A 23,897-nucleotide genomic window follows, 5' to 3' on the forward strand; every position below is an offset into this window, starting at 1 on the left:
CTGGCATCACCAATACCGGTGGTGCCAGTTGATGAACGTCTGGAATAGGGGAAGGGCCTTCAAGCTCTTCCCCTTTTCGTATCTGGAGTCTGTACATGGAAAACCTGGATGCGCTCGCCTCCCAAGCTTTGGAGGCCGTGCAACGTGCTGAAGACATCGCCACCCTGGAGCAAATCCGGGTTCAATTCCTGGGCAAGAAAGGCGAACTGACTTCGGTCATGAAAACCCTGGGCGACATTCCCGCCGAGGAACGCCCGAAAGTTGGCGCGCTGGTCAATGCCGCCAAGGAGCGTGTCACAGACGCCCTCAACGCTCGTAAGACCGCTTTCGAGCAGGCCGAGCTGAACGCCCGGCTCGCGGCCGAGCGCATTGACGTGACCCTGCCGGGCCGTGGCCAGACCACTGGCGGCCTGCACCCGATCACCCGAACCCTCGAACGCATCGAATCGTTCTTCACCCACATCGGCTACGGCATCGCCGAAGGCCCCGAGGTGGAAGACGACTACCACAACTTCGAAGCGCTCAACATCCCCGGCCACCACCCGGCGCGGGCGATGCACGACACCTTCTACTTCAACGCCAACATGCTGCTGCGCACCCACACCTCGCCGGTGCAGGCGCGCACCATGGAAACCACCCAGCCGCCGATCCGTATCGTCTGCCCGGGCCGCGTGTACCGTTGCGACTCCGATATCACCCACTCGCCGATGTTCCACCAGGTCGAAGGCCTGTTGATCGACGAAGGCATCAACTTCGCCGACCTGAAGGGCACGATCGAAGAATTCCTGCGGGTGTTCTTCGAGAAAGAGCTCGCGGTGCGCTTCCGCCCATCGTTCTTCCCATTCACCGAGCCGTCGGCTGAAGTCGACATCGGTTGCGTGATCTGCAACGCCAAGGGCTGCCGCGTGTGCAAGCAAACCGGCTGGCTGGAAGTGATGGGCTGCGGCATGGTGCACCCGAACGTGCTGCGCATGAGCGGCATCGACCCGGAGAAATTCTCTGGCTTCGCCTTTGGCATGGGCGCCGAGCGCCTGGCCATGCTGCGTTATGGCGTGAACGACTTACGCCTGTTCTTCGACAACGACTTGCGCTTCCTCGCGCAATTTCGCTAACAGGTTTTAGGAGAACAGCATGAAATTCAGTGAACACTGGCTGCGCGGCTGGGTAAGCCCGCAAGCGAACCGCGAAGAACTGGTGGCGCGCCTGTCCATGGCCGGCCTGGAAGTCGACGCGGTGATCCCGGCCGCTGGCGCCTTCTCCGGCGTGGTGGTGGGCGAAGTCCTGGCCACCGAACAGCACCCCGACGCCGACAAGCTGCGCGTGTGCCAGGTGAGCAACGGCAGCGAAACCCTGCAAGTGGTGTGCGGCGCGCCGAACGTGCGCCCAGGGCTGAAAATCCCCTTCGCGATGATCGGCGCCGAGCTGCCGGGCGACTTCAAGATCAAGAAGGCCAAGCTGCGCGGCGTTGAATCCAACGGCATGCTCTGCTCGGCCGCCGAGCTGCAGATCAGCGAAGAGAACGACGGCCTGATGGAACTGCCGGCCGACGCGCCGGTGGGCCAGAGCATCCGTGAGTACCTGAGCCTCGACGACGCCAGTATCGAGCTGGGCCTGACCCCGAACCGCGGCGACTGCCTGTCGCTGGCTGGTTTGGCCCGTGAAGTGGGCGCGCTGTACAACGTGCCGGTGACCCGCCCCGAAGTGCTGCCGGTCGCCCCGACCCTCGAAGACACCCGCCCGGTCGAGTTGCTGGCCCCAGCGGCCTGCCCGCGTTACCTGGGCCGCGTGGTCAAGGGCGTCGACCTGTCGCGCCCCACCCCGTTGTGGATGGTCGAGCGCCTGCGCCGCAGCGACATCCGCAGCATCGACGCCGCGGTCGACATCACCAACTACGTGATGCTCGAACTCGGCCAGCCGATGCACGCCTTCGACCTCGGTGAAATCCGCGGCGGCGTGCGCGTACGCATGGCCGAAGCCGGCGAGAAGCTGGTGCTGCTCGACGGCCAGGAAGTCACCCTGCGCCCCGACGTGCTGGTGATCGCCGACCACGAGCGGCCGCTGGCCATCGCCGGGGTGATGGGCGGCGAGCACAGCGGCGTGGCTGCGGGCACTCGCGACCTGTTCCTTGAAAGCGCCTTCTTCGAGCCGGTGTCCGTGGCCGGCAAGGCCCGCTCCTATGGCCTGCACACCGATGCCTCGCACCGTTTCGAGCGCGGCGTCGACTTCAACCTCGCCCGTGAGGCCATCGAACGCGCCACCGCGCTGCTGCTGGAGATCACCGGCGGCCAAGCCGGCCCGGTCACCGAAGCGCTGAGCGCCGAGCACCTGCCGAAGGTCGAGCCGGTCACCCTGCGTGCCGAACGCATCGACCAGATGCTCGGCCTGCAGATGCCCGCCGCCGACGTGGAGCAACTGCTCACCGGCCTGGGCCTGGGCGTGACCGCCAGCGGGGCAGGGCAGTGGACCGTGCAGGTGCCAAGCCACCGCTTCGACATCAGCCTGGAAGTCGACCTGATCGAAGAGCTGGCGCGCCTGTACGGCTACAACCGCCTGCCGGTGCGTTACCCGCAAGCGCGCCTGGCGCCACAGCTGCGCACCGAGGCCAAAGCCGAACTGCCGGCGTTGCGGCGCCTGCTGGTGGCCCGCGGCTATCAGGAAGCGATCACCTACAGCTTCATCGACCCGAAGCTGTTCGAGCAATTCAACCCCGGCGTGAAGCCGCTGCTGCTGGCCAACCCGATCTCCTCGGACATGGCCGCCATGCGCGTCTCGCTGTGGCCAGGGCTGGTCAGCGCGCTGCAGCACAACCTCAACCGCCAGCAAACCCGCGTGCGCCTGTTCGAAAGCGGCCTGCGCTTCGTCGGCCAGCTCGATGAGCTCAAGCAACAGCCGATGCTCGCCGGCGTCGCCTGCGGCAGCCGCCTGCCGGAAGCCTGGGCCAACGGCAGCGACAAGCTCGACTTCTTCGACGTCAAAGCCGATGTGGAGGCTGTACTGGGCCACGCTGGCGCGCTCGCCGCGTTCAGCTTCAAGCCCGGCAGCCACCCCGCGCTGCACCCTGGCCAGACCGCCCTGATCGAGCGCGACGGCATCGAGGTGGGCTACCTCGGCGCGCTGCACCCCGAGCTGACCAAGGCCCTCGGCCTGGACCGCCAGGTGTACGTGTTCGAGCTGCTGCTCGGCGAAGTGGTGCCTGGCAAGCTGCCGGTGTTCAGCGAATTGTCGCGCTTCCCCGAAGTGCGCCGCGACTACGCCCTGGTGTGCGACGAGGCCACCTCGGCCGAGGCGGTACTGCAGGTGATTCGCGAAAATGCCGGTGAATGGCTCACAGACCTGAAGCTGTTTGATGTTTACCAGGGTAAAGGCATTGATCCGCATAGAAAAAGCCTCGCCGTTGGCTTGACCTGGCAGCATCCTTCGCGCACTCTTAATGACGATGAGGTGAACAGTACCACCCAAGGCATCCTCACCTCGCTTGAACACAGGTTGAACGCCACGCTAAGGAAGTGACGTATGGGGGCTCTGACGAAAGCTGAAATGGCAGAACGTCTCTACGAGGAGCTGGGCCTGAACAAGCGCGAGGCCAAGGAATTGGTCGAGCTCTTCTTTGAAGAGATCAGGCACGCACTCGAGGACAACGAGCAGGTCAAATTGTCGGGTTTCGGCAATTTCGACCTGCGTGACAAACGGCAGCGGCCAGGCCGGAACCCGAAAACGGGTGAAGAAATCCCGATTACCGCCCGCCGGGTCGTCACGTTTCGTCCAGGGCAAAAACTGAAGGCACGAGTAGAAGCCTATGCTGGAACCAAGTCATAACGACGAGCTTCCGCCCATACCTGGCAAGCGCTACTTCACCATTGGTGAAGTCAGCGACTTGTGCGCAGTCAAGCCCCACGTGCTGCGCTATTGGGAACAGGAATTCCCACAGCTCAACCCCGTCAAGCGGCGCGGGAACCGGCGTTATTATCAGCGGCAAGACGTGCTGATGATCCGCCAGATCCGCGCGCTGCTGTACGACCAGGGCTTCACCATCGGCGGCGCGCGCTTGCGTTTGTCCGGCGATGAGGCCAAAGACGACACCACCCAGTACCGCCAGCTCATCCGCCAGATGATCAGCGAACTGGAAGACGTACTGGTCGTGCTGAAGAAGTGAAAAAAAGCGCCGCAATTGCGGCGCTTTTTTTATTGCGGGAAAAAACCGAAAGAAAGCTTCCAAATTTCAAAAGGTTAGGGTAGATTACACCCCGTTCCCGCTGCTAACGGGAACAGGTGGTAAACGCCTAGTCGGGGCGTAGCGCAGCCCGGTAGCGCACTTGCATGGGGTGCAAGGGGTCGAGTGTTCGAATCACTCCGTCCCGACCATATTTTACTGAGGCCACTCAGACAGTTAAGCCGATCGAGACGATCGGCTTTTTTGTGCCCGCGTTTATTCACAGCAGGGCCTAGCAACGCCAACGCCTCCACGGCGCCAGCGGTTCATACCCTCAAGCACTCGCCCTGCCGACAATCGTGTACCCCACATCCTCAATGCAACTGCCGCGCGCCGCCCCTTCGAAGCGCTGCAGCAGGATGGTGGCCGCCAGTTGGCCGATCTTGCCAGCGTCGACGCTCACGCTTGAAAGCGCGGGATACATCTGCGCGGCAAAGTCCAGGTCGCCGAAGCCCAGCAGCGCGAAGTCGCCAGGCACCCGCAGGCCACGGGCTTGCGCTTCGTACAGGGCCCCTTGGGCGAGCAGGTCGATGGTACAGATCACCGCGTCGAACGGCTTGCCACAGGCCAGCAGCCCGGCCAGTGCATTGCGGCCATCGGCGACGCTGACCGGCGAAGCCGCTTGAAACCGCGCCACGATCTCACCGCCGCAGCGTTGCACCGCCTGCTCGCAGCCCAGCACCCGTTGCGCCGCCCGCGCATCGCTGGAGCACAACAGCGCAAAACGCCGGTGGCCTTTGCCCAGCAGGTAGCCGGCCATGGCCGCGCCGGCATCGAAGTGGGAGAGCCCGACCACGCAGTCGATCGGTTCGGCGGGCAGTTCCCAGGTTTCCACCACCGGCAGGCTCAGCCCTAGCAGGCGCTGCCGAGCAGCGTCGGTGCGCAGGGCGGTGGTCAGCACCAAGCCGTCGGGGCGGCGGGCGAGGATGCCGTCGAGCAGTTGCGCTTCGGTTTTCGCGCCGCCTTCGATCTGGCACATCATCAACTGGTAGCCCGCCTCGCCCAACACCAAGGCCAGTTGCCTGACGGTTTCGACGAATGCGCGGTTGGCCAGGCTAGGGATGACCACCACCACCAGGCGGCTACGCCGAGACACCAGGCTGCCCGCCAGCAGGTTCGGCACATAGCCGGTCTTGGCAATGGCGGTGCGCACGCGCTTGGCGGTCTTGGCCGACACCTTGTCGGGGTAATTGAGCACCCGCGACACCGTAATCGGCGACACCTTCGCCAGGCGGGCAACGTCATCGAGGGTAACGCCGCGGGCGGGCGCGGCGTGGGGCGGTACCAGGGTGGTCATTGAGGCTCTCCGAAAAACCAGACGATACAGCACCTTGGCGGCGCCTTCCGAAGCCTCCGGCGGCCGTTTCCCACTCTGTGGGATTGGCCCGCGGGGCAGCGCTTGCCCTGAGCGATCAGGCCCTCTTAGTCTATTTGACAGCGCTAGCATTTGACAGCGTTGTCATCCGCCGAAAGCCCCCTGTAACCGGGGCCTACAATTACAAAAGAGGCATCAGAATGAACGATCCCACGGTTTCCACGCCGGCGGTGATGGGGCAGGCCGCGCCCGTCGCATCCGCCTTGAAGGCCACCCGTTATCGCTACGGGATGCTGGCCTTGATCACCCTGGTGTTGGCCCTGAGCTCCGGCGACCGCGCGGCACTCTCGGTGGCCGGTTCCGACATGGGCAAGGAGCTGGGTATCAGCGCCATCGAGATGGGCTACCTGTTCTCGATTTTCAGCTGGGCCTATGTGTGCTTTCTCATCCCCTCCGGCTGGTTGACTGACCGCTTCGGCTCCAAACCCATGATGACCCTGGCAATCGCCACCTGGTCGTTTTTCACCCTGTGCATGGGCTTGGTGCATTTCGTCGCCATGGTGGTCCCGCTGCTGTTGGGCCTGAGGTTCCTCCTTGGCATGACCGAAACACCGGTGGGGCCTGGCGCCACCCGGGTGATTGCGTCGTGGTTTCCGAGTTCGGAGCGCGGTATGGCCGGGGCGATCTTCAACAGCGCCCAGTATGTGTCGCTGGCGCTGTTCACCCCGTTCATGGGGTGGTTGTGCTTCACCTTTGGCTGGCAGTGGGTGTTCATCAGCATGGGGCTGCTGGGCTTCGTGATTGCCACGGTATGGTGGAAAAACTACTACCTGCCCATCCGCCACCCGAAAGTCAATCCCGAAGAGCTCGACTATATCCGCCGTGGCGAAGGGCTGGTCGACCTCGAAGCGCTGAACAAGGCACGCGACCCGCACGCGCCTTCGACCCTCGCCAGCCTGGGCTTTCTGTTTCGCTCGCGGATGCTCTTGGGCATGTTCCTCAGCCAGTACTGCGTGAGTGCCATTACCTGGTTCTACGTGACCTGGTTCCCCATTTACCTGGTCAAGCAGCGCGGTTTCGACATTCTCCAGGCCGGGTTGGTGGCCTCAATCCCTGCCGTGTGCGGGCTGATTGGCGCGATCGCCTCCGGGTTCTTCTCCGACTGGCTGCTGAGAAAAAGCGGCTCGCTGAGCGTGGCGCGCAAAACCCCGATCATCACCGGGGTGTTGCTCAGCTCGACCATGATGGCCTGCAACTACGTGGACAGCCAGGTGCTGGTGATCGCCGTGATGAGCCTGGCGTTCTTCGGCAAGGGCTTTGGCAACCTGGGGTTCAGCGTGGTCGCCGACACCGCGCCACGCTCGATGATCGGCCTCACCGGCGGGGTGTTCAACGCCCTGGGCAACACCGCCGGGATCGTCACCCCGGTGGTCATTGGCTACCTGCTCAGCACCAGTGGTTCGTTCGAGACCGCGCTGCTGTATGTGGGCGCCCACGGCTTGATCGCTGCGTTTTCCTACCTGTTCATCGTCGGCCGCATTCAGCGCCTGGCGTATGTTTCCACACCATGAGAAGGGTACTGCCATGATCGAAAGTAACGTGTACATCGACCCGAAAATTGCCGCCATGCAACGGGGTGAGGCCTCGCGCGACAGCATCGAGTGGGTCAAGGTGTCTTACACCGTGCTGCCCCTTGGCGCGCCGATCAGCGATGCCAAGGTGCTTACTGGCCGGCAGAAACCCCTGACTGAAATCGCCTTTGTCTTTGCTGAAATCCAAAGCCGCGAGGGCCACCGCGGGATCGGTTTCGGTTACTCCAAGCGCGCCGGTGGCCCCGGCATGTACGCCCACGCCAAGGAAATCGCCCCGGTGCTGCTGGGTGAAGACCCCAACGACATCGCCCGGATCTTCAACAAGCTGCTGTGGGCCGGTGCCTCCATGGGCCGCAGCGGCCTGACCACCCAAGCCATCGCGCCGTTCGACATCGCCTTGTGGGACCTCAAGGCCAAGCGCGCCAACCTGCCGCTGGCCAAGCTGCTCGGCGCCCAACGCGATTCGGTGCAGTGCTACAACACCTCCGGTGGCTACCTCTCGACGCCCATCGAGAAGGTGCTGGAGAACGTTGATATATCCCGCGAGCGCGGCATCGGCGGGATCAAGATCAAGGTCGGCCAGCCCGACACCTCGGTCGACTTCGCACGGGTCAAGGCCGTACGCGAGCGCCTGGGTGAAGGCTTCCCGCTGATGGTCGACGCCAACCAGCAATGGGACCGGGTCACCGCCCAGCGTTTCTGCCGCAAGCTGGAGCAGTTCGACCTGACCTGGATCGAAGAACCGTTGGACAGCCAGGACATCGAAGGCCACGCGGCGCTGGCGGCGTCGTTGGACAGCGCCATCGCCACCGGCGAGATGCTCACCAGCTTCGCCGAGCACGCGCAGTTGATCGAAGCCCGCGGCGCCGATTTCATCCAGCCGGATGCGCCGCGGGTTGGCGGTATCACGCCGTTCCTGCAGATCATGAACCTGGCCAGCTACAAGGGCCTGAACCTGGCCCCGCACTTCGCCATGGAAATCCACCTGCACCTGGCCGCGGCCTACCCGCAGGAGCCTTGGCTGGAGCACTTCGAGTGGCTCGAGCCGTTGTTCAACGAGCGCCTGGAGCTCAAGCAAGGCCGCATGTGGGTGCCCAGCCGCCCAGGCCTGGGCTTCAGTTTGTCTGAGCAGGCCCTGCGCTGGACCGAAACCAGCGCCGAATTCGGCAAGTAACCCTGAACCGACAACAACCGAGGCGGGCCCCAGGCCCGCCCACCGCGCCGTGAGAACACCATGACCTTGATGCCCAACCCCGTGATCCGCCTCGATGCCCAGGACAACGTTGTCGTTGCCCGTATCGAGCTGCCTGAAGGCACCCCCATCGCCCACGAAGGCCTGACCACCCTGCAGCCGGTGCCGCTGGGGCACAAGCTGGCCGCGCGCTTCATCGCCAAGGGCGAAGCGGTGCTCAAGTACAACACGGTCATCGGCTATGCCAGCGAAGACCTGCCGCCCGGGACCTGGATGCACAGCCACAACATCGCCTTCGGCGACACCGAGCGTGACTACCGCTTTGGCCTCGACTACGTGCCCACGGCCCTGCTGCCGGCCGAACAGCGCGCGACCTTTCAAGGCATCGTGCGCGCCGATGGCCGCGTGGCCACGCGCAACTACCTGGGGGTATTCGTGGTGGGCAACTGTGGCGCCACCGTCGCGCGCAAGATCGCCAACCACTTCCAGGCCAGCCAACTGGCCGCGTTCCCCGCTGTCGACGGCGTTGTGCCGTTCGTTCACGAGATCGGCTGTGGCATGGAAATGACCGGTGAACCGATGGACCTGCTGCGCCGCACCCTCGGCGGCTACATCAAGCACCCGAACACCGCCGGCGCCTTGGTGATCGCCCTGGGGTGCGAGCGCAATAACATCCACGGCTTCTTTGAACAGCAAGGGCTGGAGGAGGGGCCGCTGTTGAAAAAACTGGTGATCCAAGACGTCGGTGGGGTAAAAACCGCCACCGAACAGGGCATCGGCTTGATCGAGGCCATGTTGCCGCTGGCCAACCAGGTCAAGCGCGAGCCGGTGTCCGCCGAGCACCTGGTGATCGGCATGCAGTGTGGTGGCTCGGACGGTTTCAGCGGGCTCTCGGCCAACCCGGCGCTGGGCGCGGCCGTTGACATTCTCGTGCGCCACGGGGGTACCGCGATCCTCTCGGAAACCTCGGAGATCTTTGGCGTGGAGCACACCCTGACGGCGCGCGCGGTCACCCCGCAGATGGGGCAAAAACTGCTGGAGCGGATCAACTGGTGGCTGGAGTACAACCGCGGCCGTGACACCCAGATCAACGGCCGCGTGAGCCCCGGCAACAACGCCGGCGGGCTGGCCAACGTGCTGGAAAAATCCCTCGGCGGCGCCAAGAAGGGCGGCAATGCGCCGCTGATGGGCGTGTATGAATACGCCCACCCGGTGACAGCCCGCGGCCTGGTGTTCATGGACACCCCCGGTTACGACCCGGTCTCGGCGACCGGGCAGATCGCCGGCGGCGCCAACCTGATCGCCTTCACCACCGGCCGTGGTTCGTGCTTCGGCTCGCTGCCGGCGCCGACCTTCAAGCTCGCCAGCAACTCCCCGATGTACCGGCGCATGAGCGACGACATGGACATCAACTGCGGGCAGATCATTGATGGCGAAAAAACGGTGCAGCAAATGGGCCAGGAGATTTTCCAGCGCTTGCTGGCGCATGCCTCGGGTGAAAAAACCAAGAGTGAAGACAACGGCCTGGGTGAGGACGAATTCTGCCCCTGGCAGATCGGGGTGCTGGCTTGAGGGAGAGTTTTCTCATCTGGTGAGACAAGCCGCGCAAAAACCCCGGGCTTCAGGCGCTGAAAATTCTCATATCTGCTAATGATAGGGGGACGTTCTGGAGCCCCGTGATGGAAAAACAAAAAGGCATCGCTGTACTGGAAAAAGCCATCGACGTGCTCGAAGCCATTGGCACGGCGCCCGAAGGCGTAGACAGCCAGCAACTGGCCGCGCAGCTCAACCTGCCCAGGGCCACGCTTTACCGCTTGCTCGGAATATTGGTCGAGCGGCGAATGGTGCGCCGTGACACCGCGCGCAAATGCTACCGGCTTGGCTTTCGCTATCTTGAGTTGGTCCGCAACGCCTGGCTCGAACCAGACCTGGTCGCCGCCGCCAGCTTCGAGTTGCGCGCGCTGCGTGACCTCACTGGCGAAACCACCTACCTGGCCATCCGCGACGGCGACCAGGTGCTGTCGCTGGAGCGCTGCGACGGTGGCCATAGCCACCGCTCGGCGGCGTCGATGGGCCAGAACAAGCCGCTGTACTGCACCGGCCAAGGCAAGGCGATCCTCAGTGTGATGGCCGAGGCCGAACGCCGCGAGCTGCTGCGCCGAATGGTGCTCGAGCCGCTCACCCCGTTCACCATCACCGACCGCGAGCGCTTGCTCAGCGAGTTGCAGGTGACCCGGGTACGCGGCTATGGCATCGACGATGAAGAGATTCGCCTGGGCATTCGCTGCGTGGCGGCGCCGATCATCGATGGGGCGGGGCACGTGCGCGGCGCCCTGAGCATCGCCGGGCCGGCTTACCGGCTGACCCGCGAGCGGCTCGACTTGCTCGGGCCAGAGGTGGTGGCATCGGCGCAACGGGTCGGCAGCCAATTGAGCGTGCGCCAGCCGCCGGCGCGCAAGGATGAACTCCGGCCCCTGAGCGATACCTGGGCCTTCATGGGCGGCTTCCCGCGCTGGAGCGCCACCGAACGCTGCTTGTACTGGGCTGACCGGCTAGGGCCTGCGCTGTACCGGCATGGCGCCCGCGGGACCGAGCGGGTGATCCGCACCGAGAAGCCGATCTTGGGCCTGGAGTTGACCCCCGACGGGGTGCTGCTGGCGCTGGAAGACGAATACCTGTTCGTTGCTCAAGGGCAGGTGCGTAGCCGCGGCCAGTGGGGTTTTGGTACCCCTGCCTGCCTGTGCGCCGACGCCGCCGGGCACCTGTGGGCGGCGTTGCGCATGGGCAGTGGGCAGTGGAAGGTCGGCCAGGTGCACCGTGACGGCACCCTGGCTGCCCATTGGCAGTTCAACGAGGCCATCAGCGCCCTGTGCTGGGAGCCTGGCGGCGCACAACTGTTTGCCTTGGCGGCGGGCTCCGGGACGCTGTTCCGCTTGCGCCAGAACGGCCAGGTCCAGCGCTTCGCCACCTTGCCCAAAGGCTCTGGCGAGCTCAGTGGCCTGGCGGTCGACCGCGAAGGGAGTGTCTGGACGGCGTTGTCCGGTGGCTGGAGCATCGTCAAGTTCGATCGCGAGGGCAGCCTCGAGCGTATGCTCGGCGTGCCGGTCGCTTCGCCGACCGACCTGTGTTTCGGCGGCAGTGACGCCACCACGCTGTTCATCACCTCGGCGCGCCAGGCCGTGAGCCGCGAGGCGCTGAAGACCGCGCCTTGGTCCGGCACGGTGATGAGCACCCCCACGCCCAGCCAGGGCGCGCCGGCGGCGGTCATCCATGGGCCGTTCTGAACCGCGCCGGGTGCGGAGGGCTCAAGGGCCCTTCGCCCGGCACAGCCGGCCTCCCACGGGTTCTGTGTTGCCTAGTAAATCAAGTACTTACAGAGGTATGGTGGGAGGCCGGCTGTGCCGGGCGAAGGGCCAGTCAGGTCATGCGCTCGGTAAAACCACCAAAAAACACCAGAGCTTTTAACCCCCGATTTACCCAGCACCACGGCACAGCCTGCCCCGGCGGTCACTTCAGCGCCAGGGTGTAGGCAACGATCAGCCGGTTCTCGTCACGCCGGCCGGTGGCATTGCCCTGCAGCTCGACATTGCGCCAACGCACGCTGGCGCCGCGCAAAGGGCCACTCTGGATCACGTAGCTGACGTCGATATTGCGCTCCCATTCCTTGCCGTCCTGGCCGGCGTACTGGAAGTTGCCACCCTGCACGTAACGGGCAAACGCCGTTAGGCCCGGCACCCCCACGCCGGCGAAATCAAGGTCGTAGCGGGCCTGCCAGGAGCGCTCCTGCGCGCGGTCGAAATGCAGTACCTGGATCGCGTTGCCCACCGCTGGCAGGTCGGTTTCCTGCAGGTAAGGCTGGGCGCTGGTGCCGGCGTTGTACTGGTAGCCCAGGGTGAATTTCTGCATGCCGTAGGTGGCACTGGCGAGGGTGGACGCCAGGCGGCTGTCGAGCTTGCCCGCCATGGCCGCGCCTTGCTGCCCGGAGTCGGTGTAGTTCAAGGTACCGGAGAAGCGCCAGCCGGCCAGGTCTATCCACTTCGTCGTGGTCAGCAACTTCTGGGTGTACACGCCTTCCAGGGTGCCGCCCCATAGCCCCAAGGAGAAACTCGGTACCGGCGCCCAGGTGCCACCCAGATAGTTGAAGCGGTCGCTGTCGACCTTCAGGTAGTTGCCCACCTGCATGTCGCCACTGTGCGAAGCCGCGCGGTAGCTGGTCTGGCGCATCTGCCCGAGGCTGAAGGTGAAGTGCTCGATCTCCTGGCTGTCGAGCATCATGCCTTCAAAGGTTTGCGGCAGTAGCCGCGAGTCACCGGCGTAGACCAACGGGTTCTTCGGGAACAACCCACCGGCCTTCAGCTCGGTTTTCGAGTACTTGAACTTCAGCGCCGCGGTCCCTTCGGACCACTGGTCCGCGCTGCGCGGATCACTGTCACGGCCAGACCCCAAGCGATGGGTGAAGCCGGGCAGCAGCTCGCTGCCGCTGCGCGAAGGCGAGGAATCCAGCTTCAGGCCCATGCCCGCGTACACGTCCACGCCCACCCCGATGGGGGTATCGGTGTAGCCAGATTGCGCCTTGAAGATGAACCCTTGCGCCCATTCCTCGATTTTCGATTGGGCAGGTGCTTTGGTGTCGCGCAGGTCGTGGTTGTAATAGAAGTTGCGCAGGGTCAAACCCGCGTGGCTGCCATCGATGAAGTCTGCGTGGGCCGCCACGGGAGCAAAGCCCAGGCTCAGGAGAGGCAGCGTTTTTTGGAGTTTCATTGTTATTGTTGTCCTTACGGGTGATGTGGCGTTATTTCGGTGTTTCAGCGCTTTGCGGTACCCAGGTGAAGCTCAAGTGCGCGCCCAGGGTTTCTCCGGGCTCGACGATCTGGGTGCCTTGGGCGGGCCAATCCTGCACAGCGGTGTTGAAGGCGTCGGCCAGGTGCGACACGGGCTCCAGGCACAGGTACGGCGCGCCCACCGGGGCGAAGGCGACGAAGTGGGTGAGGGGTTGGCTGGCGACCACGTGCAGCGCCCCGCCGGGGTAGCTCAGCAATAACCTGCCGTCCCAGCCGGACCCGTACAGGGCCAGCTCATGCTCGATAGCAGCGGGCACCACCACGGCCTCATCGAGGGTGTGGGTGCTGCCGGTGGGCAGGTAGTCCTCGTCGATGTCCCAGTCCTTCTCCACAAAAAACCGCGCGGCCATACCTGGATGGCGCTGGAAGTAAGGGTGCAGGCCCAGGCCTGCGGGCATTGGCGTAGTACCCAGATTGGTCAAGGCCAGGCTCAGCCTCAGGGTGTTTCCCGCAAGCACGTAGCGCTGCTCGAAGCGCACCGGCCACGGCCAGTGTTCGCCGTGGTAGGCGCAGCCGATCAGTACCTGCTCAGCGCTGTGTTCGAGTACGTCCCAGGCCAAGGTATGGCTGACCCCGTGCAGCGTATGGGGCGCCGCGGCCGGGTGTACCGGTAGCGCATGCAGCTGCCCCGCGTGCGCCAGCCGTGCGCCGCGCAGGCGGTTGGAGTAGGGCAGCAGGGGATAGGCGCCACCGCGAGGCCAGTTAAGCGGGTCGAAGTCGCCGCTGGGCACGGGGGTGAAGATGTCCAGCGCGCCCACCCGCAGCGAGGCGACCCGCCCGCCCCAGTGCGGCAGCAGGGCAAGGGCCCAGGTTTCGTTGTGCAGTTTCAACATCGTCATGGCGGCTCCAGGTTCCGCGGGCGCGCACGCCCCCTGCCGGCACGCGCGAGGCGTGCCGGATCGGTGAAAGCAACAGAGTGGGGGTCAGGCGCGGCGGAAGCGCTCGAACACGTGCATGTTCAGTTCGAGCCCCAGGCCGGTACCGCCGGGCACGCCCAGCGCACCGCCCTGCAAAAGCGCGGGCACGTCGTATAACCAGCCTTCGGGTTGTACGTAGAGGTACTCGACCATCGGCACTGCCGGCTGCACCGCCGCCAGGTGCAGGGTCGCCAGCAGGCCAGGGCCGAAGTATGGGCAGTGCGGCAGCACCACCGTGTGGTGCTGGGCCGCCAGTTCGGCGATGCGCAGGCACTCGCTGATGCCGCCGACTTTGGTCACGCTGGGTTGGATCGAGTCCACCGCGCCCAGGCTCAGGGCGTGGCCGAACTGCTGCGAGGTGCACCAGTTCTCGCCGGCCGACAGCGGCACGCCGTGGCCACGCAGGCTCGCCAGCGCCGCGTAATCCTCGGGCGGGAAGATCGGTTCCTCTAGCCAGGCCAGGCCCAGTTCGGCCAGTTCGGGCAGGCGCTCACGGGTTTGCGCCACGCTCCAGGCGCAGTTCAGGTCGGTCGCCAGGGGCGTGGCGCGGCCGACCGCGCGGCGGCAGGCAGCCACTTCCTTCAGCGTGACTTCGTGCAGCTTGATCGTCTCGAAGCCTTGCGCCAGGGCGTGCTCACAGATGGCCGGCGCCTCGGCATCATCGCCATAGCGCACCAGGCTGGCATAGGCCGGCACCTGGCTGCGGCTGGCGCTGCCGAGCAGCCGGTGCAACGGCACGCCCGCGCGGCGGGCCTTGAGGTCCCACAGCGCCATATCGACCCCGGAAATGCCGAACATCGTCACCCCGTAGCGCCCAAACAGGTGCAAGCGCAGTTGGGTTTGCAGGTTCCAGGCCGGGATGTCCTCAACCACCTGGCCCACCAACAGTGGGGTGATCAGGCGGTCGATCAACGCTTTGGTGGCGTCGGCCACGAAGTACCCGAAGCCTTCACCCCAGCCCACGTTGCCTTGTTCATCCTCCAGGCGCACCAGCACGTTTTCCAGGGTGTGCCAGGTGGTGGGCGTGATGCCCTGGCCTTTGCCGCCATCGCTGAAGGGGATCTCGACGATGAAGGTGTCCAGTTTGCTGATCTTCATGCCTTGGGCTCCAGCAAGGGGGCCAGTGGTGCGCCCGCGTAAGCGCCGCCGATGTAGTCGCGGCCGGACGTTTCCGCCGCCATGGCCTCGTAGCTCAGGAAGCCGGGGGCCAGATGCTCGGCGGCGTTGTCTTGCGGGCGATAGCCCAGTGCGCGAGCGCGGGCATTGCTGAATAGCGCCCGCGGGCAATCGGAAACGCCGTAGACGACCTCGTGCTTCACCTCGGGGTGTTCCAGGCCGATGCGCACCAACTGCGCCAGGTCGCGGGCGCTGGTCCACAGGCGCAGGCGGCGGGCATCGCTGACCTGGGCGTCGGCGTTGCCGATGCGGATCACCCAGGTGCCCAGGTTGTAGCGCAGCGACCAAGCCGCGCAGGCGGCTTCGCCGAATACTTTGCTCAGGGCGTAGTAGCTGTCTGGGGCGGGTGGCATATCATCGAACACCGGCGCGGCGTCGGTGCGGTACTGGCCGAGCACATGGTGGCTGCTGGTGAACACGAAGCGCTGCACGCCGTGGCGCTGGGCGGCTTCGAGCAGGTACAGGGTCGCATGGTAGTTGGGCTCTAGCGTGGCCGTGAAGGCAATCTCGGTGCCGTGGGCGCAGGCCAAGTGCAGCACCGCCTGGCAGCCGTGCACGGCCTGCTCGACGAAGGCCGCATCGGTGAGGTCGCCCACCAGGGCGGTTTCACCCTCGGCCAGGCCCTCGACCGGGCGGCGGTCGAGCAGGCGCAGGCGATAGTGCTGGCGCAGGTAGGGCCGCAGGGCGGTCCCGACGATGCCGGCGGCGCCGGTGATCAGCAATGTATTCATGGTACTAGGCTCTTGGAGGTTCGGATCAGGCGGTCGCCAACGCAGCGTTGGCCTTACGCGGGCCCACGAACAGCGCGACGATCAATGCGCCGATGATGCCCAGCACCCCGGCCAGGGCAAAGCCACTGGCGAAGGTGCCGGTGCTCTGGATGATCACGCCGGTCAGGGTGGGGGCGATGATGCCCGAGAGGTTGGCCAGGCCGTGCATGAAACCGCCCGCGGTGCCGACCTGGTGGTCTGGCACGGCGTCCTGGATCAACGACCAGTAGGCCGGCGCCGAGAGCATCAGGAAGCCGATGGCCGCGGTCATCACCGCCACTACCGCGGTGACGCTGTCGAGCTGGCCGGTGATGCCGATGCAGGCGGCGGCGATCAACAGGCAACTGACCAGCACCACCTTGCGCGAAAACAGCCGGCGCCCGGTGCGTTTGAACACCCAATCGATCAGCACGCCGCCGGCGACGAAGCCCACGGTGCCGACCAGCCACGGCAGGGCAGTGACGATGCTCATGGCCTTCAGGTCGATGCCCTTGGCGTCGATCAGGTAGCTGGGGAACCAGGTCATGAAGAAGTACAGGATGTAGTTGTAGCAAAACAGTGAAATACCCGTCACCAGCACTGAGCGTTGCAGGATGATCTGCAGTACCGGCGTGCGCGGTGCCGCGTCGGTGGCCAGCACCGGTTGCTCGCGGCCGGCGTCGATGGCGGCCAGTTCCTCGGGTTGTACCGCCGGGTGTTCACGGGGTGTAGAGGCACCTACGCGGAACCAGGCAATCGCCCATACCAGGCCCATCACCGCGATCACCACAAACGCTACTCGCCAGCCCAGCCACAACGCCAGAAAGCCCACGATCGGCCCGGCCAGGGCACCACCCAGTGGCCCACCGGCCTGGGCGATACCCACGGCGCGGGCGCGCTCGGTGATCGGGAACCAGCTGTTGATGGCCTTGTTCGCGGTGCTGCTGACTGGGCCTTCGCCCACCCCGAACAGCGCCCGCACGATCAGCAACGACCAGAAGTTGAACGCCAGCGCGGTGCAGCCACACAGCACCGACCAGAAGCTCATCGAGGCGGTGAGCACGCGCTTGGGCCCGAAGCGGTCGGAGAGGTAGCCACCGACAAAGCAGAACAGTGCGTAACCGAAGAAGAAGCTGGAGAAAATCAGCCCCTTTTCCGAGGGCGTGAGGTGGTAGTCCTGGGTAATGAACGGCATGGCGATGGACAATGCGGCGCGGTCCACGTAGTTGATGACCATGGCCGTGAACAGCATGGCCAGGATGGCCCAGCGGACCGGTTTTTTATTCTTCATGATGCCTCCACGCGCCCTCTTGGGGGCGCGCCTGTTGTTGTGGGCCGAACGGTGTCAGGCGGTGTAGTCCACCGCCACCCACTCGAAGTACTGCTTGAGGTCCTTCACCAGCGCCTGGTGCGCGGGGTGGGGCAGGTAGCGTTCAACCGCGGTAGCATCGTCGAATTCCGCTTCGAGGATGTAGTCCCAGCAAATCGGCCGTTGCAGCTCGTTGGCGGCAACCCGCCAGCCGCGGATAAAGTCGATCTGCCCTTGGAGGTCGTGCATCCCCTGCACCAGGCGTTGCTCCCGTTCCGGGTTGGCCGGCACATCGGCCAGGCGGCGGAACATCACGATATGGCGCATCATCCGAGGTTTCTCCTTAGGGCTGCAGGGCCCACGCGGGGGCGTCTTGCAGGGCGACCGGGCGCAGGAAGCGCTCGAGCGCCGCGTAACCGACCGAGGTTGTTTGTGGCGCGGTGGAGCTCGGCCAGGGGCCGCCGTGTTGCTGCGCGGCGCACACTGCCACACCGGTGGGCACGCCGGCGAACAACACCCGGCCGCTGATGTTTTCAGCGGCGCGCACCAGGGCGCGGTTGGCCGGGGTGTCGTCGTTGGCGCCCCAAAGCGTGGTGGTCAGGGTGCCGCCGATAGCCCCCAGTACCTGCTCGATCTCGCCCAGGCCTTTGGCTTTCACGATCAAGGCGGCCGGGCCGAACATCTCTTCGCGCAGTGCCGGCTTGGCGATGAACGCAGCGGCGCTGGCTTCGTACAACCGCGGGCCAGGTGCGGCCGCGTTACCTGCACTGGCCAGCAGTGTGGCGGCATTGGCCGCGACCGTGGCGCTGGCCTGCTCGAAGCCGTCACGCATGCCTGCGGTCAGCATCGGGTGCGGTTGGATCGGCGCCAAGGCGTCGCGCAGTTGGCCGATGAAGCCGTCGCTGGCGCTGCCCTCGAGCAACACGATCACGCCCGGGCTGGTGCAGAACTGGCCACAGCCGAGGGTCATGGAGCTGGCCAGGGTGTGTGCCAGTGCTGCGCTGTCGCGCTCCAGTGCCTGGGGCAGGGCGATCAGTGGGTTGATCGAGCCCAGCTCACCGAAGAACGGAATCGGCCGTGGGCGCTCGTTGGCCAGCTTCCACAGCGCGGTACCGCCTTGGTAGGAACCGGTGAAGGCCACCGCGGCAATCTGGGGGTGCTGCACCAGGTAGCCACCGGCGCCACGGCTGGCCTTGTCGACCAGTGTCAGCAGGCCTTCAGGCAGCCCTTGTGCGGCGAGCACGCCCGCGGCGATGGCGAACACGGCCCGGGACAACCGCGGGTGGCCGGAGTGGGCTTTGACCACCACCGGGCAGCCGGCCGCCAGCGCCGAGGCGGTATCGCCGCCGAGCACCGAGAAGGCGAAGGGGAAGTTGCTCGCCGAGAACATCGCCACCGGGCCCAGGGGGCGCAGCACGCGGGCCAGTGGTGGGCGGCCGGCCGGTGGCGTGCCGGCAATGGCTTCGGCGATCACCACGGTATGGGCGGCACCCTGTTCCAGGTGTTCGGCGAACCCGCGCAGTTGGTAGGCGGTACGGGCAATCTCTCCACCGAGGCGTACCGCGCCCAGGTGGGTTTCTTCATCGGCCAGCGGGATCAGCGCCTCCTTGTTGGCCTCCAGGGCACTGGCCAGGCCGCGCAGCAGCGTGGCGCGAACCTCGATGCTGGCCTGGGCCCACAGCGGTGCGGCTTCGGCGGCCTGCGCCACGGCCTGGTCGATCGGTGCGTGTTCGCTCATCTCAAGCCTCCGGTTCCAGGTGGTAGCCACGGCCTTGGTAGTCGAACGCCACCAGCTCGTTGATGCTCACGTCCTGCTTGGCCGGCGAGGCGTAGTAGGCGCGGATCTCCTTGATCAGCCCGGTCTCGCGGTCGAAGATGTACCACTCGTCCCCGCGCAGGGCGGTGCCGAGCTTGCTCTTCCAGTGGGTCCATTCGATCACCGCTTCGTCGCTGTCATGGCTGACGAGGATTTTCTCGATGGTCCACTGCGAGCCGAGGTTGGCCACGCACCATTGCCATTTGCGGGCGATGGTGTCTGCTGTGCGCCAGGGGATTTCCGGCAGGCCGTCGGGGAAGTAATGCACCGCGTCGGTGGTGAAGCAGCTCACCAGCGCATCGTAGTCGGCGTCGTTGCAGGCTTTGAAGTAGCGGCGGATGGTTTGCGCGTGCTTATGCTCAGCCATGGTTCAAGCCCCCTTGCCGATGATCGATGGGATGTTCGCGCGGCCAGAGGCGACCCAGTCCTTGTACGCCGCGACCGCTTCCGGGCTGGGCGGGTACACGCCCCACAGCGGTTCGCCCGCGGCGATGCGCATGGCCAGGTAGTGTTCGATGTCGTCCTGCTCCAGGCACACCTCGGCCAGTTCCGCGGCCAGGTGCGCGGGCACCAGGGTCAGGCCGTCGGCGTCGCCGACGATCACATCGCCTGGGTACACCGCAATGCCGGCGCAGCCGATCGGCACCTGCAGGTCGGCCACGTGGTGGTAGCTGATGCGGGTGGTGGCGGTGATCTCACGGGCGTAGGCCGGCAGCGGCAACTCGGCGATTTCGCTGCCGTCGCGCAGCGCGCCGTCGGTGACGATGGCCGCCGCGCCACGGGCCAGCAGGCGGGTCACCAGGATGTTGCCGGCCGAGGCGGCGGCGGGGTCGTTACGGCTGTCGATCACCAGCACGTCGCCGCGCTGGATCTGCTCCACGCCCTGCCATTGCAGGTTGTCGCCATTGGGCTTGGTGGTCATGGTGCCGTAGGTGTCGATGTCTTCGCGGGCGGGAATGAAGCGCATGGTGAAGGCGCGCCCGGCGAACGGCTTGGCGCTGCGGCTCATGGCCTTGAGGCCGACGAAGGCCGGCTGGCGATAGCCGCGTTTGAACAGTTGGGTGGTGAGCGAGCCGCTGGAGCAGCGCGAGAGCTTCTCGAGGGTGGCGTCGCTCACCTCGACGTGGCGGTTGGCGCTGTTGTCGTAGCTGTCAGCGTATTGGTGGATGGCCATTGTTGTTCTCCAGGCGCTGGGGTATCGGGCAGCTCGGTGTGAGCTCGGCGTGGAGGGACTCTAGGGGCAAAGCGGCCTGTGGCAAAACGCCGCGTGCCGCCAACCAGGGTGGTTGTCTCACAGAGCGAGAATCCACCGGTGGCCGCCGCTGTTCAGCCCCTTGGCGCGCCGCCTGGGGCGGTTAGGCTAAGGCTTTGCCAGCCGGAGCCCAACCATGCCTGCCTATTCGCTTTGCCCTGCCTTGCAGGCCTATATCGCCGATAGCGCACGCTTTGCGCCCACTGACAGCAGCCTGCTCGCACGCCGGCAGGCCTTTGCGTGCGCATGCCGGCATTTCACCCCGGCGCCGCCGCCAGGCGTGGCGATCTCGGATGTTCAGCTCGCCGGCCGCCAGGTACGGCTGTATCGGCCCGCGGGGGCGGTACCGACCAAGGGCTGGCCGGCGCTGTTGTACCTGCACGGTGGCGGCTGGAACATGGGCAGCCACACCACCCATGACTGGTTCGCCTTTGCCGTGATGCGCCGGGTAGCGGTGGCGATCATCGCGGTGGACTACCGCCTGGCGCCAGAACACCCGTTTCCCGCCCCGCTGGAAGATGCCTGGGCGGTCTGGGCCTCGATGCGCGCGGGCCACGTGGCAGGGGTCGATAGCCAACGGCTGGCGGTGGCGGGAGACAGTGCCGGTGGCGCGCTCGCCGCTGGCCTCTGTGTCTGGCTGCGCCAGCAGGGTAAGCCGCAGCCCACCCTGCAGGCGCTGGCCTACCCTGTGCTCAGCGCCCGCACGGGGTTCCCGTCGATGGCGGAGCATGCGCAGGCACCGATGCTCACCACCGCTGGCCTGCTGGCCTCACTGGAGGGCTACGTGCCCGGCCCCGTGGCCAAAGCCGACCCGCGCGCGCTGCCACTGGAATCGCCGGGCTTCAGCGGGCTGGCCCCGGCGTGGGTCGGTGTCGCGGAATATGACCCACTGTACGACCACGGCCGCGCCTATGTCGCGGCGCTGCAAGCGGCCGGTGGGGCAGCGTGGTTGCATATCGGCAAGGGCCTGGTGCATGCCAGCCTGCGCGCCAGCGGCGTGGCCGAAGTGGAGCGTTTTTATGATGAGCTCGCCCAAGGCCTGGCGCGGGCGTTGTAAAGGGGGCACGGCCGGCGGCAGTCTCAACAGGCGAGAGTGTGCCGGCGCCGCGCGCGGCTACCCGCTCGCCAGCGCTGCGCTCGGCAGGTTCTCTTCAATCACGATACGCAACGCAAGCTGGGTCAGCGGCGGCACCTCCAGCACCCCGTGGCGATGCAGCAGCCACTCGATGCCGGCCTGTACCTGGCCTTCAGGGTCTTGGTCGAGCACCACCGAGAGCGCGCCGTCACGCAGCAAGGCCGCGTGCTGGGCGTTGGCTTCATGGCCCACCCAGGTTGGCCGCGCGCCGCCGCGGCGCAGCGCGGCGGCGATGCCGGCCGAGCTGCTGCCGGTGTCGTAGATGCCCACCAGCTCGGTGTTCTGCAGCGCGGCCTGTACCGCGATCTCGGCCAGGCCGTCGTTATCGAAGCACTCCAACGGGCCGAGTATTCGGGTGCCCGGGGCCTTGGCCGCCATCACTTCCATAAAGCCCTTGGCGCGCTGCCGGTGCGCATCGTACAGCAGCGAATTGACCACCAGCAGCGCCGCGCCTGGGCGGCCGTGGGTGCTCTGGCTCAGCAGCCCGCCGGCGCAGCGCCCGGCCGCATGGTTGTCGATGCCAACATACACCGCGCCGGGCAGGTCGCTCAGGTTGCTGGTCAGCAGCACCGTCGGCGTGCCACCGGCCACCACCGCCGCCAAGGCCTCGCGCACCGCGGGGGTGTCGGGGGCGACCAGCATCAGCCCTTGGCGGCTGCCGCGCGGCTTGCGCAGGGCCTTGAGCAGTAACTGCGGGTCGTTTTCCGGCCAGCGCTGGCAGCGCAGGGTCAGCAGCCCAGGGTGCAGCCGCTGGGCTTCTCGCTCCAGTGCCAGTTGCAGGCGCTTGAAGTGGTCGGTGGCGCTGTCGACCAGCAGCACATCGATGCGCAGCGGCCCGCTCATGGGCGACGGCAGCCCTGGGCGCACGCCCAACGCGCGGGCCACCGCCAACACCTTGCGGCGCTTGGCATCGGAAACACTGCCGCGTTCGTTGAGCACGCGGTCGACGGTGCTCAGGCTGACGCCGGCCAGTTCGGCGACTTGCAGCAAACCATGGCGTTTGAGGGCGTGGGGCATGTTCGATAGGGGCATGAGAGGGGGCGGCGGTGGGCAGCTTACCGCGTGCGCCAGCGGATGGCTGCCCGTTTGTCGTCAGAACTGGGTTTGTACCTGCAGGCCTAGCACCAGCGCATTCTGCACGCCGCGCACGCCATCCGGGCGCTTGACGTACTGCAGGTTAGGCATCAGGTTCAGCCAGCCGGTGGCCTGGAGGCCGTAGTTCAGCTCGGCGGCGTATTCACTGTGTTGCTCGGGCAGGTAGCCAGCGTCGCCTTCTAGCAGGTCGCCGGCGCGGTTGTTGGCCCGCGCGGCGGCCAGCAAGCGGTCGCTGCCGTGAATGCGGGCGATGCCCAGGCCCAGGGTGTCGGCCGGGCGCGTGGCGAACGGGCCTTTATAGACCAGGCTGAGCTTCTGGTAGCGGTCGATGGCGGTGGTGGCGCTGTCCTGGAAGGTGGCGCTGGCGATCAGCGTGAGCCCGCGGGCGCGGTTGCCGCCGGCCGTGGTCAACTGTTGCTTGGCCACCACCCAGCCGCCGTGGCGGTCGTGCTCGCTGCCGGCATCGCCCACCTCGGGCGCTTGCGCGGTGCTGTGGTAATAGCCGAGGCGGTATTCCCCCGGCAGGCCGTTGAGCGCCGGCGCCCACACCAGCTCGACCGGCACCAGGGTGCCGGTGGTGCCATGGCTGTACAGCTTCAGGCCGTTGTCGTTGTTGAGGTTCGACGGGTTGACGTTGAACGCGCCCACCTGCGCGTACAGCGCCGGTGCCAGGCGATAGCGCAGGCGCGCCGCCCACTGGCTGATCGGCCCGTTGTAGATATTGTTCACGTAGTTGCCCGGCTGCGAGCCGCAAAAGGCCAGGCCTTGGAACAGGCAGTCTTCGATGGCGAAGTCATCGCTGACGGCGAAGCGCCCGGCCTTGAGGTTGATCGCATCGCCGAACCAACCCTTGCTCAACCACAGCTCGCTGAGCCGGGTCACGCTGCCGCGGCCCTGGATCTCCTGGGTCGAACCCATGCCGCTGGCCCCAGGCGCGCTGATTTTCTCGTTGAGGTTGTGCGCGCCGTTGCGGTTGGTCAGGCCGATGCTGAAGGCCGCATCGTTCCAGCCCAGCAGCTTTTGCAGGTCAAGGTCGGCGCCCAGGTTGAACTGATCGGCGTAGCGGGTGGCGCGGTCATGGCTGTGGTAGCCGCCACGCAACAGGGTTGAGGTTTCGCCGGTGTAGCCGAGCTTGAGGTCGATGCCCTGGGCCAGCCAGGCGCTGCGGCTGCCGCCCCAGTCGCCGCTCATCCATGGCGAGTGGGCCGAGAGCGCCTCGGCGCCGTGGGCGGCGCCGGCCGCCGCGGCCACGCAGGCGGCCAGGCAGGAAGAAATCCGTAGCATGAAGGTGTGTTCCT

21 protein-coding genes and 1 tRNA gene are annotated in these 23,897 nt (G+C 66.1%); 10 read left to right on the plus strand and 12 right to left on the minus strand.

Annotated features, from left to right (window positions below; translation table 11 throughout):
* Window positions 1-95: 95 nt before the first annotated feature.
* From pheS to ACFZCE_RS15820, 5 genes are all read left to right on the plus strand, one after another.
* Window positions 96-1,112: a phenylalanine--tRNA ligase subunit alpha gene (gene pheS / locus ACFZCE_RS15800; RefSeq protein ID WP_390940570.1), complete on the plus strand. Its 1,017-nt coding sequence runs from the start codon at window positions 96-98 to the stop codon at window positions 1,110-1,112.
* 19 nt (window positions 1,113-1,131) lie between these two features.
* Window positions 1,132-3,510 (plus strand): phenylalanine--tRNA ligase subunit beta, encoded by a 2,379-nt coding sequence (gene pheT, locus ACFZCE_RS15805; RefSeq protein WP_390940572.1) that lies wholly within the window; start codon window positions 1,132-1,134, stop codon window positions 3,508-3,510.
* Window positions 3,511-3,513: 3 nt separating this feature from the next.
* A complete protein-coding gene (ihfA, locus tag ACFZCE_RS15810) occupies window positions 3,514-3,816 on the plus strand; it encodes an integration host factor subunit alpha (protein ID WP_002553164.1) in 303 nt (100 codons plus the stop codon).
* Window positions 3,797-4,153 carry a MerR family transcriptional regulator gene (locus ACFZCE_RS15815; RefSeq protein WP_190424294.1) on the plus strand — a complete coding sequence of 119 codons (357 nt, stop codon included), beginning with the start codon at window positions 3,797-3,799 and terminating at the stop codon, window positions 4,151-4,153. The genes ihfA and ACFZCE_RS15815 overlap by 20 nt, the downstream gene beginning before the upstream one ends.
* A 132-nt stretch (window positions 4,154-4,285) precedes the next feature.
* Window positions 4,286-4,362: transfer RNA gene (locus tag ACFZCE_RS15820), tRNA-Pro, on the plus strand.
* 122 nt (window positions 4,363-4,484) lie between these two features.
* On the opposite strand, the gene ACFZCE_RS15825 is transcribed toward ACFZCE_RS15820, so the two are convergent.
* Entirely contained in the window at window positions 4,485-5,507 is a 1,023-nt protein-coding gene (locus ACFZCE_RS15825) for a substrate-binding domain-containing protein (protein WP_390940575.1), read from the minus strand.
* 218 nt (window positions 5,508-5,725) lie between these two features.
* Here ACFZCE_RS15825 and ACFZCE_RS15830 point away from each other — a divergent pair, with 218 nt between their 5' ends.
* The 4 genes from ACFZCE_RS15830 (at window position 5,726) to ACFZCE_RS15845 (ending at window position 11,593) form a co-directional block, all read left to right on the plus strand.
* A complete protein-coding gene (locus ACFZCE_RS15830) occupies window positions 5,726-7,096 on the plus strand; it encodes a D-galactonate transporter (protein WP_390940578.1) in 1,371 nt (456 codons plus the stop codon).
* A 55-nt stretch (window positions 7,097-7,151) separates the two neighbouring features.
* Window positions 7,152-8,291: an enolase C-terminal domain-like protein gene (locus ACFZCE_RS15835; protein WP_390940645.1), complete on the plus strand. Its 1,140-nt coding sequence runs from the start codon at window positions 7,152-7,154 to the stop codon at window positions 8,289-8,291.
* 60 nt (window positions 8,292-8,351) lie between these two features.
* Window positions 8,352-9,881: a UxaA family hydrolase gene (locus ACFZCE_RS15840; protein ID WP_390940580.1), complete on the plus strand. Its 1,530-nt coding sequence runs from the start codon at window positions 8,352-8,354 to the stop codon at window positions 9,879-9,881.
* Between the two features lie 107 nt (window positions 9,882-9,988).
* Window positions 9,989-11,593, plus strand: a complete 1,605-nt coding sequence (locus ACFZCE_RS15845; RefSeq protein ID WP_390940582.1) for an IclR family transcriptional regulator C-terminal domain-containing protein — start codon at window positions 9,989-9,991, stop codon at window positions 11,591-11,593.
* A 223-nt stretch (window positions 11,594-11,816) separates the two neighbouring features.
* Here ACFZCE_RS15845 and ACFZCE_RS15850 read toward each other — a convergent pair whose 3' ends face one another.
* The 9 genes from ACFZCE_RS15850 to ACFZCE_RS15890 form a co-directional block, all read right to left on the minus strand.
* Window positions 11,817-13,070, minus strand: coding sequence for an OprD family outer membrane porin (locus ACFZCE_RS15850; RefSeq protein ID WP_390940584.1), 1,254 nt, complete (start codon window positions 13,068-13,070; stop codon window positions 11,817-11,819).
* Between the two features lie 31 nt (window positions 13,071-13,101).
* Window positions 13,102-13,989 carry an aldose 1-epimerase gene (locus ACFZCE_RS15855; RefSeq protein WP_390940586.1) on the minus strand — a complete coding sequence of 296 codons (888 nt, stop codon included), beginning with the start codon at window positions 13,987-13,989 and terminating at the stop codon, window positions 13,102-13,104.
* A gap of 84 nt (window positions 13,990-14,073) precedes the next feature.
* A complete protein-coding gene (locus ACFZCE_RS15860; protein ID WP_390940588.1) occupies window positions 14,074-15,165 on the minus strand; it encodes an enolase C-terminal domain-like protein in 1,092 nt (363 codons plus the stop codon).
* Window positions 15,162-15,974 carry an NAD-dependent epimerase/dehydratase family protein gene (locus ACFZCE_RS15865; RefSeq protein ID WP_390940591.1) on the minus strand — a complete coding sequence of 271 codons (813 nt, stop codon included), beginning with the start codon at window positions 15,972-15,974 and terminating at the stop codon, window positions 15,162-15,164. Before ACFZCE_RS15865 ends, ACFZCE_RS15860 begins: the two co-directional genes overlap by 4 nt.
* Window positions 15,975-15,999: 25 nt before the next feature.
* The gene (locus tag ACFZCE_RS15870; RefSeq protein WP_390940593.1) at window positions 16,000-17,283 is read right to left on the minus strand and encodes an MFS transporter; all 1,284 of its coding nucleotides are present in this window, start codon (window positions 17,281-17,283) and stop codon (window positions 16,000-16,002) included.
* Window positions 17,284-17,337: 54 nt separating this feature from the next.
* Window positions 17,338-17,631 carry a Dabb family protein gene (locus ACFZCE_RS15875; RefSeq protein WP_390940595.1) on the minus strand — a complete coding sequence of 98 codons (294 nt, stop codon included), beginning with the start codon at window positions 17,629-17,631 and terminating at the stop codon, window positions 17,338-17,340.
* Window positions 17,632-17,644: 13 nt separating this feature from the next.
* Window positions 17,645-19,039: an aldehyde dehydrogenase family protein gene (locus tag ACFZCE_RS15880; RefSeq protein ID WP_390940597.1), complete on the minus strand. Its 1,395-nt coding sequence runs from the start codon at window positions 19,037-19,039 to the stop codon at window positions 17,645-17,647.
* Window position 19,040: 1 nt separating this feature from the next.
* Window positions 19,041-19,484, minus strand: coding sequence for a nuclear transport factor 2 family protein (locus ACFZCE_RS15885; protein WP_390940599.1), 444 nt, complete (start codon window positions 19,482-19,484; stop codon window positions 19,041-19,043).
* Between the two features lie 3 nt (window positions 19,485-19,487).
* On the minus strand, window positions 19,488-20,291 hold the full coding sequence (locus tag ACFZCE_RS15890; protein ID WP_390940601.1) for a ribonuclease activity regulator RraA: 804 nt from the start codon (window positions 20,289-20,291) through the stop codon (window positions 19,488-19,490).
* 214 nt (window positions 20,292-20,505) lie between these two features.
* Between ACFZCE_RS15890 and ACFZCE_RS15895 the strand changes: the two genes are divergently transcribed.
* The gene (locus ACFZCE_RS15895; RefSeq protein WP_390940603.1) at window positions 20,506-21,426 is read left to right on the plus strand and encodes an alpha/beta hydrolase fold domain-containing protein; all 921 of its coding nucleotides are present in this window, start codon (window positions 20,506-20,508) and stop codon (window positions 21,424-21,426) included.
* 57 nt (window positions 21,427-21,483) lie between these two features.
* Here the strand turns inward: ACFZCE_RS15895 and ACFZCE_RS15900 are convergent, their stop codons facing one another.
* The gene (locus tag ACFZCE_RS15900) at window positions 21,484-22,521 is read right to left on the minus strand and encodes a substrate-binding domain-containing protein (RefSeq protein WP_390940605.1); all 1,038 of its coding nucleotides are present in this window, start codon (window positions 22,519-22,521) and stop codon (window positions 21,484-21,486) included.
* A 75-nt stretch (window positions 22,522-22,596) separates the two neighbouring features.
* Window positions 22,597-23,883, minus strand: coding sequence for a carbohydrate porin (locus ACFZCE_RS15905; protein WP_390940607.1), 1,287 nt, complete (start codon window positions 23,881-23,883; stop codon window positions 22,597-22,599).
* Window positions 23,884-23,897: the final 14 nt, after the last annotated feature.

Origin of the sequence: Pseudomonas sp. NPDC007930, assembly GCF_042958985.1 — a bacterium.
GTDB lineage: Bacteria > Pseudomonadota > Gammaproteobacteria > Pseudomonadales > Pseudomonadaceae > Aquipseudomonas.

What these genes read in the sequence shown, in the direction of transcription:
- pheS (WP_390940570.1), top strand. Translation starts at nt 96, where the DNA reads ATGGAAAACCTGGATGCGCTCGCCTCCCAAGCTTTGGAGGCCGTGCAA.
- pheT (WP_390940572.1), top strand. Translation starts at nt 1,132, where the DNA reads ATGAAATTCAGTGAACACTGGCTGCGCGGCTGGGTAAGCCCGCAAGCG.
- ihfA (WP_002553164.1), top strand. Translation starts at nt 3,514, where the DNA reads ATGGGGGCTCTGACGAAAGCTGAAATGGCAGAACGTCTCTACGAGGAG.
- ACFZCE_RS15815 (WP_190424294.1), top strand. Translation starts at nt 3,797, where the DNA reads ATGCTGGAACCAAGTCATAACGACGAGCTTCCGCCCATACCTGGCAAG.
- ACFZCE_RS15825 (WP_390940575.1), bottom strand. Translation starts at nt 5,507, where the DNA reads ATGACCACCCTGGTACCGCCCCACGCCGCGCCCGCCCGCGGCGTTACC.
- ACFZCE_RS15830 (WP_390940578.1), top strand. Translation starts at nt 5,726, where the DNA reads ATGAACGATCCCACGGTTTCCACGCCGGCGGTGATGGGGCAGGCCGCG.
- ACFZCE_RS15835 (WP_390940645.1), top strand. Translation starts at nt 7,152, where the DNA reads ATGCAACGGGGTGAGGCCTCGCGCGACAGCATCGAGTGGGTCAAGGTG.
- ACFZCE_RS15840 (WP_390940580.1), top strand. Translation starts at nt 8,352, where the DNA reads ATGACCTTGATGCCCAACCCCGTGATCCGCCTCGATGCCCAGGACAAC.
- ACFZCE_RS15845 (WP_390940582.1), top strand. Translation starts at nt 9,989, where the DNA reads ATGGAAAAACAAAAAGGCATCGCTGTACTGGAAAAAGCCATCGACGTG.
- ACFZCE_RS15850 (WP_390940584.1), bottom strand. Translation starts at nt 13,070, where the DNA reads ATGAAACTCCAAAAAACGCTGCCTCTCCTGAGCCTGGGCTTTGCTCCC.
- ACFZCE_RS15855 (WP_390940586.1), bottom strand. Translation starts at nt 13,989, where the DNA reads ATGACGATGTTGAAACTGCACAACGAAACCTGGGCCCTTGCCCTGCTG.
- ACFZCE_RS15860 (WP_390940588.1), bottom strand. Translation starts at nt 15,165, where the DNA reads ATGAAGATCAGCAAACTGGACACCTTCATCGTCGAGATCCCCTTCAGC.
- ACFZCE_RS15865 (WP_390940591.1), bottom strand. Translation starts at nt 15,974, where the DNA reads ATGAATACATTGCTGATCACCGGCGCCGCCGGCATCGTCGGGACCGCC.
- ACFZCE_RS15870 (WP_390940593.1), bottom strand. Translation starts at nt 17,283, where the DNA reads ATGAAGAATAAAAAACCGGTCCGCTGGGCCATCCTGGCCATGCTGTTC.
- ACFZCE_RS15875 (WP_390940595.1), bottom strand. Translation starts at nt 17,631, where the DNA reads ATGATGCGCCATATCGTGATGTTCCGCCGCCTGGCCGATGTGCCGGCC.
- ACFZCE_RS15880 (WP_390940597.1), bottom strand. Translation starts at nt 19,039, where the DNA reads ATGAGCGAACACGCACCGATCGACCAGGCCGTGGCGCAGGCCGCCGAA.
- ACFZCE_RS15885 (WP_390940599.1), bottom strand. Translation starts at nt 19,484, where the DNA reads ATGGCTGAGCATAAGCACGCGCAAACCATCCGCCGCTACTTCAAAGCC.
- ACFZCE_RS15890 (WP_390940601.1), bottom strand. Translation starts at nt 20,291, where the DNA reads ATGGCCATCCACCAATACGCTGACAGCTACGACAACAGCGCCAACCGC.
- ACFZCE_RS15895 (WP_390940603.1), top strand. Translation starts at nt 20,506, where the DNA reads ATGCCTGCCTATTCGCTTTGCCCTGCCTTGCAGGCCTATATCGCCGAT.
- ACFZCE_RS15900 (WP_390940605.1), bottom strand. Translation starts at nt 22,521, where the DNA reads ATGCCCCACGCCCTCAAACGCCATGGTTTGCTGCAAGTCGCCGAACTG.
- ACFZCE_RS15905 (WP_390940607.1), bottom strand. Translation starts at nt 23,883, where the DNA reads ATGCTACGGATTTCTTCCTGCCTGGCCGCCTGCGTGGCCGCGGCGGCC.